Origin of the sequence: Bacillus pfraonensis, from assembly GCF_050768835.1 — a bacterium.
GTDB lineage: Bacteria > Bacillota > Bacilli > Bacillales > Bacillaceae_G > Bacillus_A > Bacillus_A pfraonensis.
This window is the reverse complement of the sequence record NZ_JAHCDO010000024.1, coordinates 24707-38679: the sequence shown is the minus strand read 5'-3', so window position 1 is coordinate 38679 and position 13973 is coordinate 24707. Positions and strand designations below refer to the sequence as shown.

Annotated in this window: 11 protein-coding genes and 1 pseudogene; 9 read left to right on the top strand and 3 right to left on the bottom strand. The window is 34.3% G+C overall.

What is annotated here, in order from left to right:
• Nucleotides 1-76 precede the first annotated feature (76 nt).
• A pseudogene (locus KFD70_RS21275) lies at nt 77-990 on the top strand (tetratricopeptide repeat protein).
• 94 nt (nt 991-1084) lie between these two features.
• On the opposite strand, the gene KFD70_RS21270 reads toward KFD70_RS21275, so the two are convergent.
• The gene (locus KFD70_RS21270) at nt 1085-1738 is read right to left on the bottom strand and encodes a helix-turn-helix domain-containing protein (protein WP_336453317.1); all 654 of its coding nucleotides are present in this window, start codon (nt 1736-1738) and stop codon (nt 1085-1087) included.
• Between the two features lie 137 nt (nt 1739-1875).
• Here KFD70_RS21270 and ytaF point away from each other — a divergent pair, with 137 nt between their 5' ends.
• Together ytaF and KFD70_RS21260 are read left to right on the top strand one after the other, a co-directional pair.
• Entirely contained in the window at nt 1876-2487 is a 612-nt protein-coding gene (gene ytaF, locus KFD70_RS21265; RefSeq protein ID WP_336453318.1) for a sporulation membrane protein YtaF, read from the top strand.
• A 116-nt stretch (nt 2488-2603) separates the two neighbouring features.
• Nucleotides 2604-2762: a hypothetical protein gene (locus KFD70_RS21260; RefSeq protein ID WP_000532411.1), complete on the top strand. Its 159-nt coding sequence runs from the start codon at nt 2604-2606 to the stop codon at nt 2760-2762.
• Nucleotides 2763-2782: 20 nt separating this feature from the next.
• On the opposite strand, the gene KFD70_RS21255 is transcribed toward KFD70_RS21260, so the two are convergent.
• Entirely contained in the window at nt 2783-3124 is a 342-nt protein-coding gene (locus KFD70_RS21255; protein WP_336453319.1) for a DUF3969 family protein, read from the bottom strand.
• A gap of 176 nt (nt 3125-3300) precedes the next feature.
• Nucleotides 3301-4230: a glutaminase A gene (gene glsA, locus KFD70_RS21250; protein ID WP_336453320.1), complete on the bottom strand. Its 930-nt coding sequence runs from the start codon at nt 4228-4230 to the stop codon at nt 3301-3303.
• Nucleotides 4231-4733: 503 nt separating this feature from the next.
• Between glsA and nagE the strand changes: the two genes are divergently transcribed.
• The 6 genes from nagE to KFD70_RS21220 all read left to right on the top strand — a co-directional run bounded on the left by nagE (nt 4734) and on the right by KFD70_RS21220 (nt 13691).
• Entirely contained in the window at nt 4734-6227 is a 1494-nt protein-coding gene (gene nagE, locus KFD70_RS21245) for an N-acetylglucosamine-specific PTS transporter subunit IIBC (protein WP_336453321.1), read from the top strand.
• A 261-nt stretch (nt 6228-6488) separates the two neighbouring features.
• Nucleotides 6489-7742, top strand: a complete 1254-nt coding sequence (locus KFD70_RS21240) for a serine hydrolase (protein ID WP_336453322.1) — start codon at nt 6489-6491, stop codon at nt 7740-7742.
• A gap of 91 nt (nt 7743-7833) precedes the next feature.
• Entirely contained in the window at nt 7834-8649 is an 816-nt protein-coding gene (locus KFD70_RS21235; RefSeq protein WP_336453323.1) for a sugar ABC transporter ATP-binding protein, read from the top strand.
• A gap of 414 nt (nt 8650-9063) precedes the next feature.
• Nucleotides 9064-11313: a formate C-acetyltransferase gene (gene pflB / locus KFD70_RS21230; protein WP_336453324.1), complete on the top strand. Its 2250-nt coding sequence runs from the start codon at nt 9064-9066 to the stop codon at nt 11311-11313.
• A gap of 68 nt (nt 11314-11381) precedes the next feature.
• On the top strand, nt 11382-12113 hold the full coding sequence (pflA, locus tag KFD70_RS21225; protein WP_336453325.1) for a pyruvate formate-lyase-activating protein: 732 nt from the start codon (nt 11382-11384) through the stop codon (nt 12111-12113).
• Nucleotides 12114-12524: 411 nt separating this feature from the next.
• Nucleotides 12525-13691, top strand: coding sequence for a diglucosyl diacylglycerol synthase (locus KFD70_RS21220; RefSeq protein ID WP_336453326.1), 1167 nt, complete (start codon nt 12525-12527; stop codon nt 13689-13691).
• Nucleotides 13692-13973: the final 282 nt, after the last annotated feature.

The following is a 13973-nucleotide window of genomic DNA, read 5'->3' as shown; positions in this document are numbered from 1 at the left end:
GTGTTTGTACGTTTTTTTAGTCCCTAAAATATATGAATGATAAAATAATACTAAATATAGTAAAGGGGAAATGTAAGTGAATCTGAATCAACAGGCAATTAAGTTACTCGAAAAAAATGAATATGAAGAGTCGCTTGAATTGTTCAAAAGGGCGGTGCAAGTATCAAGAGATGTTCAATCGTTGAACAATCTTGCTTGGATTTATAGCAATGAAGAAGATGATATTGAAACTGCCTTTGAATTGATGACAGAAGTTATAGAGATGAAGCCATCCTCGCATTTTCCATATAATCTTCTAGGGGAAATTTATATAAAGAAAAAAATGTGGGAAGATGCTTCTAATATTTTGCTCCAGTCTATTGCAATTCACCCATCCATTGAAGCATACAAAATTTAGGTATAGCTAAGTATTATCTTGGAGAGTTAAAGGGTGCTTCGGAATATTTTCTTATGGACGCAAGCAACTCAGGTTATTATATGTACAGCCATGTTAAATGCTTAATTGAACTTGGGAATACGGCAGAAGCAAAAAAAAAATTAGATTTGTTTTCAGAGGAAGATAATGATTTTGTAGGAGAAATTGAAGTGGCAGAATTATATGTAGAATTGGGATATTTCAAAGAAGCAATCACGTGGTTTGAAAAAGGGTGGAAAGATTATTGGAAAGAGCCTAGTTGGATAAGCAGATATATATATTCCCTACTGAAAATGGGTTCCATAACTTATGCTGAAGAAATAATCAGTAAAGTAATTGAACAAACGGATGAATACATTCAGTCTACTTTAGACGAGGTATGTGATGCAGGGTGGACAGAAGATGATAAAGAAGAGTATGTTGGAGAGCTAATTTGTAATAAGAGAAAATATGATCATATGATAGAAAGGATTATGTCAGGGGATATTCCACGAATGAAATTTGAAGTACCGATTGCCACAGGATGCTATCTATTTGGCTGTCAACGTCATAATCATCCCGAATATCGCGGATAATCAATCATTATAAGTTGAAAAATGAAAAGAACTATTTCAAATGTTAGTGAAACTAAAAAATTTGGAATAGTTCTTTTTGTCTTTAATAAAAGTTTTAAGTTTTCTTTTTTATTTCAGCCAATTTCTCTTTTGCTAACTCCACCGCAATTGCATCGTCTAAATAGCCGATAGGGAATATATAATCTGGAATAATATCTGTTGCTAAAACAAAATAAAGTAGGGCACTGCCAATAATAGCGTGTTCTTCTAAAGAAATAGATTCTTTACAAAATTGACGATACATATCAGTTAATTGCTCAATGAAAGGTCCTGTACTATCAATTTGTTCTAATTTTGTTGAAAAACTCTCATGAATACGCCTTTGGCCTTCTGTTGTTTGTGCGTACCGTTCATAATTTTCAAGTTCTTGTTTCACCCGAGTTGTTGTGTACTCATAATCAAATAAGTTAGAGGATTGTAATATTTGTTGGATTGAATCAAGCGATGTATACATATCTGTTGTTTCTTTTTTTTCATGAGGAGGTTCTGTATACATTGCATCAAATAATATTTGCGGTGGAACTTGCAAACATTTTGCAAATTTTTGTAGATGTTTTTGTTTTGCCTGTTGTTTTCCATTTATAATTCTTGAAATTGTTGAAGGATCAATGTCCGTAAGTGTTCCTAATTGGCGCATAGAAAGGGCGCGTTCTTTTAATAATTTTTTTAATAAAGCACCAAGTTTATCATTTTGATTTTGAGTGGACATAACCTGAGCACTCCTTTTGTTTCTAAAATGTTGAAAAAGTGTAGAGCTTTTTATTACAAGTATATGAAGCTGACAGGCACAGTTGCTCAACATTTGCATAATATGCAATGAAAAGTGAACAGAAGGAGTGAGTGTTGATGAGTACGGCTAGTTTATTTTCAATCTTTCTAATTGGGATTGCTTCTAATTTAGATAATGCAGGTGTAGGAATTGCATATGGTATCCGTCAGGTTCGAATTTCTTGGTTTAATAATTTTATCATTGCTTTTTTAGGATTTCTCTTTACCCTATTAGCAGGCTTTTTTGGAAATTGGATTTCATTGTTTATCTCAGATTTTATGGCGAATCTTATTGGAGCGATTGTACTTAGTGTAATTGGGGTATTCGTTTTATGTCAGCCATTACTAAGTAAGCAAGATGATGGAACGCAGAAGAGCGGGAATATGTTTATGGGGATATTACGTAATCCAGAAAGTGCTGATTTTGATAAGTCCAAAACAATTAGTTTTTCTGAAGCACTTGTACTAGGTGTTGCATTATCAATTAATAATATAGCTGGGGGATTTGATGCAGGAGTAACCAATTTGAATCTTTGGTGGACTGCAATTGTTTCTGGAGTTTTTAGTTTCATATGTATCAGTGGTTTTTCATATGTAGGGAAGAAATTTTTGGCGGAATACTTAGGAAAATGGGCAACAATTATTGCTGGGATTTTATTGATTCTGATTGGAATCGATCAATTGATGTAAAATGAGATTGGAAACAATATTTGAGTATTTCCTTGGAAATATAACAAACCACTGCATATATCGACATACTTTTCTTCATACTAACAGTGATTTCTCTTTAAGAAAGGGGTATGAATATGGGACGTGGTAAAGCTTTTGACCATAAGAAAAAAGGGCATGATCATCAACCGCCTAAAGGAGCATTCATTCATAAAGATGTGAATGAGCATACATTAGAAGAGGAAGAACTGCCGGTTAATATTGAAACGTATAAAAATAGCTTAAAGAAACATTAAAGCACCTATACAGGTGCTTTTCACCGTATATCTTCGATTAGCTGTTGTGATTCTTCATACATTTCATATTCACCAAGCACTTGAATACAACGCCATTTTAACTCTTCAATACTTGGCTCAAGTTCTTCGGGGAGGACATGATGAATGTCTTCAAGCCCCATGCCAAAATGAATAAGCTCTAGAACTTGATCATCAATATTTCGATCCATTAATAATTCTAATACTTCTAAATTGAATATGTATCGATAAGCTTCATCGGGGGAAACAACTTTTAGTTTTAAGCTTTCTACAATACTAAGTATAAAAAGAAGAATGGTTTTCTCTAGGACAGGTTGTTCCTCCATTTGAAAAATGAGTTTCATTTCTTTTACACCTCCACCGTATAGCGTTAGGTTGTACTATATTATTCGGGAAGGGGGAGCAAATATGCATAATAAAAAAAGTTATCCTATCGAAGTGGGGGAGGATAACTTTTTTATTTGTTGGAATTTGAAATTTAATTATAAATAATGACGAAAATCGTCATTAGGAACCCTTTTTAAAAAATACTCCAACCTTCTTGAGCAGAAAGTAATTCCAATATTTTAAATCCAGCGATACTATTTCCATTTGCATCTAGAGCTGGTCCGAAAATACCGATGCCCATTTCTCCTTTGACGCAGCCGAAGATCCCACCAGCAACACCACTTTTTGCGGGGATTCCAACACGAATCGCAAATTCTCCAGATTCATTGTACATGCCGCAAGTCACCATAAACGTTTTACAAATTTTTGTGATATGTTTTGGGATGATTTGTTTTTTCTTATATGGATCGTAGCCATCCATTGCAAAAATTAAACCAATACGTGCTAAATCAATGCAAGTTACTTCAATTGCACATTGGCGTGTGTATAAGTCCATTAATTCTTCGATATTACCATCAATGATGCCGTTTTGCTTCATATAGTAGCAAAGAGAGCGATTTAAGTAAGCAGTTTCTAGTTCAGAGATGGCTACTTTGGAAGAGTAGTTAATTGTAGGATTGTCTGTAATATCACGTACAAAGCAAAGAATTCGTTCCATCTTCTCTTCGTTACTATCTCCTGTAAGCATACTTGTAATAGCTAACGCGCCTGCGTTAATCATTGGATTAAGAGGTTTAGAAGGACTAGTTGTTTCTAGCTTAATAATAGAATTAAATGGGTCACCAGTTGGTTCCATTCCAACTTTAGAGAATACATATTCTTCACCACAATCTAAAAGTGCAAGGGCGAGTGTGATTACCTTTGAAATACTTTGAAGAGTAAAAAGTGTCTGCGAGTTACCAGCATGGACGTATTCGGTCTCTTTATGGTAGATAGCAATCCCTAAATCGTCTGGATTTGCATTTCCTAGTTCGGGGATATAAGTAGCAAGTTTCCCTTTTTTTGTATAGGGTTTTACTTGTTCTAGCAACTGTTGTAAGTTGTTTGTCTCGATGCACTGCATAATACCAACACTCCTGTTCCTTTTTCACTAAGTTTACGTTTCCCAATAAACTCGGAAATAAATAATAACATGAAAAAGTGGAATGATAAAATGAAACTTTTATCTTGAAGACAAATTGAAAAATAGATATAAAACCTTTTTTAGGTAGGAGAGAGGATCGGGCCACACATAGAAGCGTTCAGAGCTTTTCCCTACCCCATGCAAAAAACACAGAGAGAAAACGAAAGCGGGTCATTTGTTTGTTCTGTGGAGTAGTGGACTACATGTTAAAAAATCAAAATGGTTATATATTTCGTCCTCATTTTTTTATTTAAGTCATTAATTGAAAGGAGAATTTTCCTTTTATATAACAGTTTGGAAATAGAAAAGATATCCATAAAAAGTTCATAAATAAAAACTACACATCTATACAACTATATGTTATTATGATTATGTGATAGAAAGCGTTTTCTAAACGTATTTATAATGGTAACGATTTCATAAATTGAATAGGAGGAATTACAATGTTGCAGTTTTTACAACGTATTGGTAAAGCATTAATGCTTCCAATCGCAGTGCTACCAGCAGCAGGATTATTGCTTCGTTTAGGACAACCAGACGTGTTCGATATCCCTGTTATGGCACAGGCCGGTGCAGCAATCTTTGATAACTTAGCACTTATTTTTGCAATTGGTGTTGCAATCGGTTTGTCGGTTGATGGTAGTGGTGCTGCAGGTCTTGCAGGCGCGATTGGTTATTTAGTTATGAAGAATACAACTGATACATTAAGTAAAGGGTATTCTGCTGCAGAGCTAAATGATAAATTAAAAGGTGTTCAAGACTTATTAGGATCAGTTGATCCAAGTAAGTTAGCGGATACAATGACAAAAGTTTCAAAAGCGGCAGCGTTAACGCCAAAGATAAATATGGCCATACTAGGCGGTATTATTGCTGGGGTTGTTGCTGGATTATTATATAACAAGTTCCATAAAATCAAATTACCAGAATGGTTAGGGTTCTTTGCAGGAAAACGTTTTGTACCAATTATTACTTCTATTGTTATGCTTCTTCTAGGATTGGTATTCGGTCAAATTTGGCCAACAATCCAAAGTGGTATTGATGCAGTAGCACACGGCATTGTAAACTTAGAGGCAATTGGTGCAGGGTTATTCGGTTTATTAAACCGTCTACTAATTCCAATTGGTTTACACCATGTAATGAACACATATTTCTGGTTTGTACTTGGTGACTTTACAAATGCAGCCGGCGATGTTGTTCATGGTGATATTGCACGCTTCTTTGCACAAGATCCATCAGCTGGTATGTTTATGACTGGTTTCTTCCCAATCATGATGTTCGGTTTACCAGCAGCATGTTTTGCAATGATTGCAGCAGCTAAACCAGAAAAACGTAAAATGGTTACAGGTATGTTAGGTGGTCTTGCCTTAACTTCATTCTTAACTGGTATTACAGAACCAATTGAATTCTCATTCATGTTCTTATCTCCAGTATTATACGGTATTCATGCTGTATTAACAGGTATTTCATTATTTGTTACTACAACGCTTGGCATTCATGATGGATTCTCATTTAGTGCCGGTGCGATTGATTACTTCTTAAACTTCGGTATTGCAACAAAACCGTTATTATTAGCGGGAATTGGTTTAATCTATGCAGCAATTTACTTCGTAGTATTCTATTTCTTAATTAAGAAATTCAACTTGAAAACTCCAGGTCGTGAAGATGACGAAGAGTTAGCTGAAGAGGGAGATGCTCCAGTTGCAGGTTCTATTGGTGAAACTTATGTTGCGGCATTAGGCGGAAAAGACAACTTAACAGTTATTGATAACTGTGCAACTCGTCTGCGCCTACAAGTGAAGGATGCAAACTTAGTAAATGAACCAGCATTAAAACGTGCTGGTGCAAAAGGTGTTATGAAATTAAGTAACACAAGCGTACAGGTTATCGTAGGTACAAACGTTGAATCTGTAGCTGATGATATGAAAAAACATGTATAAATAATGGTGAAAGAGGATGTTCAAAAAGGTTGATAAAATCGCCCTTTTTGAGGGCATCCTCTTTTTTATAGAATTTTTATCGCCAATCTTACTTTTGAAAATTTTCTTTTTCCTTTTTTGTACATATTTGTTGGTAATATGTTCGTCACATGATAAAGTAAGGATGATATAAAATGAAATTTCCATTAGTTAGGAAAATTTAGAGGTCATACTTTTTTATGAAGTGATTAAATTATTGGTGAATAAGGGGAAAAAAGAACCATGAATGAAGAAAAAGATAGTGTCAGTATGAGAGCTCGTCGACCGATTACATACATAAAAAGAACGGTCATTCTCATTGTATTGTTTTCGCTTGTATATTTCGGATATACAAAAATTACTGCACATACTAAAAAAGAGAATACGTTAAAAGCAACGACAGAAGTAAAGAAAGAAACGGAACAAAAACCATCAGAACAAAAACCATCAGAACAAAAGCCATCAGAACAAAAACCATCAGAACAACCTCTAGAAGACACGCAGCAAGCCAAGGCTGCGGAAAAACCTGTCGAAGAACCGCCACAAGAAGTTAATGAGAATGCTGAGTTAGATGAGTATTTAAAGAGCAAAAATTTTAGTGGAACAGCAGTTGTTGTGAAAAATGGTAAAGTACTTTTAAATAAGGGATACGGGATGGCAAATCAGGAGAAAAAAATACCGAATAATTCACAAACAACATTTTATATTGGTTCAATTTCAAAGGCATTTGTAGCTACAGCGATTATGCAGCTAAAAGATCAAAATAAAATTCAAACAGAGGATACAATAGCAAAATATATTCCTGATTTTCCGAGGGGTAACGAAGTAAAGTTAGTTCATCTATTGACACACACATCAGGAATTCCTGAATATGAGGCAGGAGAAGATGATATTTCTCATGAGGAATTGTTGAAGCGAATTGGGCAGCAAAAACGTTTATTTAATCCAGGTGAAAAATGGAAGTATTCGGATTCAAATTACTCAATACTTGGTTACATCGTTGAAAAAGTTAGCGGGCAACCGTTAGAAGAGTATATTAAACAACATATTTTTGATGTTGTAGGGATGAAACAATCAGGTTTCGGAACGGAATTAGAGAAAACAAAGTATCCGTCGACTGGTTACAAGGTTGTAAATAATAATATGACAGTTCCTGCTATTCCAAATATGTCACAATTATATGGAAATGGTGATATATATACGAGTGCAAATGATTTATATTTATTTAATGAAGCGCTATTTTCTGGGAAGCTAATATCTAAAGAAAGCTATAATCAAATGTTTACAGCATTTAAAAAAGATTATGGATTTGGTTGGTATGTAAATCCGGGAAGTTACTCTAATCACGGTGTAATGCCTGGATGGAATTGCTTAAATGGATTTAGTAGAAGTGGGAATGTGTATGTTATTTTATTATCTAATATTCAAAATAACATTAAATCATTTGGTACGCTTAATAATGATATTTACACAATGCTACAGCATATTGAAGTGTAAGAGATTATCCTTGGGGGTAGTCTCTTTTTTACGAGTTGAGGAAGGATATATTTATTGAGATAATGGAAAAAATGGGGAGAAGGGTGATGTTATGAGTATTCATAAGCACCATGCACGAAATGCGAGACGAACTTTATATTTAGCTATTATTGTATGGATTATTATCATGATTGGATTTGTAGTGGAATATCAAAGCGGAACACTTTTTAGTTCAGAAAAGGAGAATCTGAAAGTAATAAGTGTTGTATTACCAGCATGTATGTTCCTGATTTATAGTTTGATAGAAAGAAGCAGAGCGAAAAAAATAGAAAGAATCATTCAAGATAAAGAAAGCTCTCTATTGTTGGATCAGCGGAGGTTTGTCGTTCGTAGGGAAACTAATTTTTTTACGACAATTACATACTTTGGACTAGATGGAAATACAATGGGGATGCTCAAAGAAAAGTATGATTCCCAGATTCAAACGATATGGAAAAGTATCTTATCCTTTTTCTTTAAAGGAATGTATGAGCAACAATTTTATTTATTCAATGAATTAGGAGAAGAGCTGTTAGTAATCAAGAAAAAAAGAGGTGTACGAAACTCATATACCTTTTATAGCTTAATGGGAGAGAAAATTGGGGAAATCAATCAATTGTTAAGTTTAACAAGATGGGAATGGTGCTTCTTATCAGTTGAAGGAAAAGAGATTGGGAAAGTAACAGGAGATTTATCTGCGACATTGCAACAGGGGAAATGGCAAGATGGCACTTATATCGATGTGAAAGAGGATGGCATTCCATTAGAAGCGGTTCAATATTTCTCAGCAAGTGGAGGATCACTTATTACAGTATCTGTAGCGGAACATGCGGAATTAGAATCAGCGATATATTACGCTGTGGCTGCAATTATAACTTTGAAAAATTAAAAACATCTAAAACGTTATCTTCGTTATTCTAGATTATGCCTTAATTTAATCACAAGCTATATCTTATTCATTATGAAAAGAAGTGTACCAAACAGGTACACTTCTTTCTATTCTGTTTTAGAAAAAATATAACAGAATAAGATATAAGGGTATTACAGTTTGAAATGGGTATGACTCTTTATACCACAGAATAGGATTCATTTATAAGGATACCAAAAAAATACAATTAAGGAAAGTGTTAATTTAAAAGAGTTTTAATTGGAGTTAACACTATGTGTATAGTAATTTGCTCAATATTTCACAAACATGTCACAACTATCTCGTTCGCTTTTTCAAAAAAGTAGTATTCTAAATGTGTAAGCTGTTATATAAAAAATCTTAGTCCTGTACTAATCAAAAATGGAGGAGATTAGGATGACTCAAGTATTAGAAACTGTAAAAAATGCATGGACAAACTTTAAAGGTGAAAAATGGAAAGCAGAGATTGATGTTCGTGATTTCATTTTAAATAATGTAAACGTTTACGAAGGGGACGAATCTTTCTTAGCGGGAGCAACAGAAGCAACAAAACAACTTTGGAATCAAGTAATGGATTTAACGAAACAAGAACGTGATAATGGCGGCGTCCTTGATATGGATACAAGCATTGTTTCTTCTATTACATCTCACGGTCCTGGATATTTAAATAAAGATACTGAAAAAGTAGTTGGTTTCCAAACAGATAAACCATTTAAACGTTCTTTACAACCATACGGTGGTATTCGTATGGCAGAGCAAGCTTGTGAAGCTTATGGATATGAAATGGATAAAGAACTTAGTCGTATTTTCAGAGATTGGCGTAAAACGCATAACCAAGGTGTATTCGATGCATATACACCGGAAATGAGAGCGGCTCGTAAATCAGGTGTTATTACTGGTCTTCCAGATGCATATGGCCGTGGGCGTATTATCGGTGACTATCGCCGCGTAGCGTTATACGGTGTAGATCATTTAATTGAAGCGAAAAAAGCAGATTTGAATTTAACTGGCGGTGTAATGAGCGAAGATACAATGCGTTTACGTGAAGAGCTATCTGAACAAATTCGCGCACTGCAAGAATTAAAACAAATGGCAGCTTCTCATGGTTTTGATATTTCTAAACCAGCAACAAATGCACAAGAAGCATTCCAATGGTTATATTTCGCTTATCTTGCAGCGATTAAAGAGCAAAACGGGGCAGCAATGAGCCTAGGTCGTACTTCTACATTTTTAGATATCTTCATTGAAAGAGATTTAGAAAAGGGTACATTAACAGAAGAAGAAGCGCAAGAAATTGTCGATCATTTCATTATGAAATTACGTCTTGTAAAATTCGCAAGAACACCTGATTACAATGAATTATTCTCCGGTGATCCAACTTGGGTAACTGAATCTATTGGTGGTATTGCACTTGATGGTCGTCCATTAGTAACGAAAAATTCATTCCGTTTCTTGCATACATTAGATAATTTAGGACCAGCACCAGAACCAAATTTAACAGTTCTTTGGTCTAAACAACTACCACAGAAATTTAAAAACTACTGTGCGAAAATGTCTATTCATACATCTGCAATTCAATATGAAAATGATGATATTATGCGTCCGGAATATGGCGATGACTATGGTATTGCATGCTGTGTATCTGCAATGAGAATTGGCAAACAAATGCAATTCTTCGGAGCACGTGCAAACTTAGCGAAAGCATTATTATATGCGATTAATGGTGGTAAAGACGAAAAATCAAAAGCACAAGTTGGACCTGAATATGCACCAATTACTGCTGAAGTATTAGATTATGAAGAAGTAATGCATAAATTTGATATGACAATGGAATGGCTAGCAGGTTTATACCTAAATACATTAAATGTAATTCATTATATGCATGATAAATACAGCTATGAACGTATTGAGATGGCACTTCATGATACGAATGTTCTTCGTACAATGGCAACAGGTATCGCAGGATTATCTGTAGTAGCTGACTCTTTAAGTGCAATTAAATATGCGAAAGTAAAGCCAATTCGTGATGAAAACGGGATTGCAGTTGACTTTGAAATTGAAGGAGATTTCCCCAAATACGGTAACAATGATGACCGTGTAGATGAAATCGCAGTAAACCTTGTAAAAACATTTATGAACAAGCTTCGTAAACATAAAACATACCGTAATTCTGTTCATACCATGTCAATTTTAACTATTACATCTAATGTTGTATATGGTAAGAAAACAGGTAACACTCCAGATGGTCGTCGTACTGGGGAACCATTTGCGCCAGGTGCAAACCCTATGCATGGACGTGATACAAAAGGTGCACTAGCATCACTATTATCTGTTGCAAAATTACCATATGAAGATGCACAAGATGGTATTTCTAATACATTTTCAATTATTCCAAAAGCACTTGGTAAGGAAGATGATGTACAAATTCGCAACTTAGTATCTATGCTTGATGGATATGCAGTGAAAGAAGGACATCACTTAAATATTAACGTATTTAATCGTGAAACATTAATGGATGCAATGGAACATCCTGAAAAATATCCACAATTAACAATTCGAGTATCTGGTTACGCTGTTAACTTTATTAAATTAACTCGTGAACAACAAATTGATGTAATTAATCGTACAATGCATGAAAGCATGTAAGTAAAGAGTTTCCTTCTGCTTTTAATAAAAAAGCAGAGGGAAGCTGTTTCAATAAAGGAGGAAGTAACATGGTAAAAGGAAGAATTCATTCTGTAGAATCTTGTGGTACTGTTGATGGCCCAGGAATTCGTTATGTCATATTTACACAAGGATGTTTATTACGCTGTCAATATTGTCATAATGCTGATACGTGGGAAATTGGTAAAGGAAAAGAAATAACAGTTGAAGAAGTGATGCAGGATGTTACATGTTACCTTCCCTTTATTGAAGCTTCCGGAGGCGGCATCACAGTGAGTGGTGGGGAACCTTTACTGCAGTTAGATTTTTTAATTGAGTTATTTAAGAAATGTAAAGAAATCGGAATTCATACGACAATTGATTCTTCAGGCGGTTGCTATTCTGAAGAACCAGAGTTCCAAAGAAAACTAGATATTTTAATGGACTATACAGATTTAGTATTATTAGATTTAAAACATATCGATTCTAAAAAGCACCGTAAATTAACTGGTAAAACGAACGAACACATTTTACAATTTGCTCGTTATTTATCTAATAAACAAAAAACAATTTGGGTGAGACACGTATTAGTTCCAGGTGTTACTGATAGTGAAGAAGATTTGCAGAGATTATCTAACTTCATTCAAAGTCTTTCTAACGTAAAGAAAGTAGAAGTCTTACCATATCATAAGCTTGGTGTATATAAATGGGAAGCCCTTGGACATAAGTATCCTCTTGAAGGTGTAGAACCTCCAACAGAAAAAAATGTTCAAAATGCAAAAAATATTTTACAAGCAGTCTAATCCAAATGGATTAGACTTTTTGTTTTCTTTTCATAAAATCTAGAGTATATCTGAAGAAAAGAGTATACTGAAAGTAGAATATCCATATTTTTGTAAAGAAATAAGAGGATAAATTTACATAATTGTAAAGGGAAAACCAAATAGTAACAAGAATTAAGAAGTAGCAGGGCGAGTATCATGAAGTATGATCATTTGTAAGTTATTGCGAAAGCTCTTATAGGAAAGTATAATATAAAGATATGAGCACAGATAGGATTAAGGGGTCAATCTTATATGCTTTGCATATCCACGACAGGTACATAGCTAACATGAAAGTGTTGGAATCCAAACATGTAATTTTTTTTAGGAAAATGTTTTTCCTATTGTCGTATATGCAATACGGGAAAGCGAAAAAGCTAGGAGTGGATTTGTTTGATAAAAAACCCCAAGGTTTTAATATTAACTGCACATTACGGTAATGGTCATGTGCAAGTAGCAAAAACATTAGAACAAACATTTCGTCAAAAAGGAATTGAAGATGTGATTGTTTGTGATCTATTTGGAGAATCACATCCGGTCATAACGGACATTACAAAATATCTATATTTAAAAAGTTATACAATAGGTAAAGAGTTATATCGTTTGTTTTATTACGGTGTAGAGAAAATTTATGATAAAAAAATCGCATCGTGGTATGCAAACTTTGGGAGAAAGCGTTTAAAAGCACTCTTGCATGCGGAAAAACCAGACATTGTTATTAATACATTTCCGATTATTGCCGTACCAGAATTGAAAAAACAAACAGGTTTTTCAATTCCTGTTTATAATGTGCTAACAGATTTCTGTTTGCATAAAATATGGATTCATCGTGAAGTAGATCGTTATTTTGTCGCAACAGATCATGTGAAAAAAGTAATGGTTGAAATCGGTGTGCCTTCAGAGCAAATTGTGGAAACAGGGATTCCGATTCGTAGAAACTTCGAGTTAACTATGAATTCAGAACTTATATATAATAAATATCAGTTATCTCGAGAGAAAAAGATTTTGCTTATTGTAGCAGGGGCTCATGGTGTATTAGGAAATGTAAAGGAATTATGCCAATCATTTATGTCAGTGCCTAATCTGCAAGTAGCTGTTGTGTGCGGAAAAAATGATGCTCTCAAACAGGAATTGTTAGTACTGCAGGAACAGGATCCTGAAGTACTAAAAGTATTTGGCTATGTAGAAAACATCGATGAGTTATTCCGTGTCACTTCTTGTATGATTACGAAGCCGGGAGGCATCACATTAAGTGAAGCAGCAGCTTTACAAGTACCTGTCATTTTATACAAACCTGTACCAGGACAAGAAAATGAAAATGCACTATATTTTGAGAAAAAAGGAGCAGCAGTTGTAGTTCGTGAAGATGCTGAGATTTTTGTGAAAACGAAAGCGTTGTTAGAAGATGACATGAAGCTTTTACAAATGAAAGAAGCGATGAGAAGCATTTATCGTCCAGAACCAGCCTCTCATATTGTTGATACAATTTTAGAAGAGAATCATGCACAATCTAATCACATGCCAATGAAATCTCCAGCTCTTGCTCAATCTTTTACGTAATGTGAAACCCTCTTTTTGTTTGAAAGAGGGTTTTTGTTATGTTATCCACAAAAGAATACGCTCTCAATAGAAGGTAAAATCAGAATATTAACAATGATATCCACATAATCCACAATTTTCTGAAAAAATATCCACAAATTAAGTGGATTATATGTGATTAAATACATATCTATCCTCAATAATCGTTAAATTTATACACAATTCTATTAATTCTGTGGATAAAGTTTTCCACAAAAATACTCCTTATTATATAAGGAGTAAATCTTTAATCTGTATAAATTT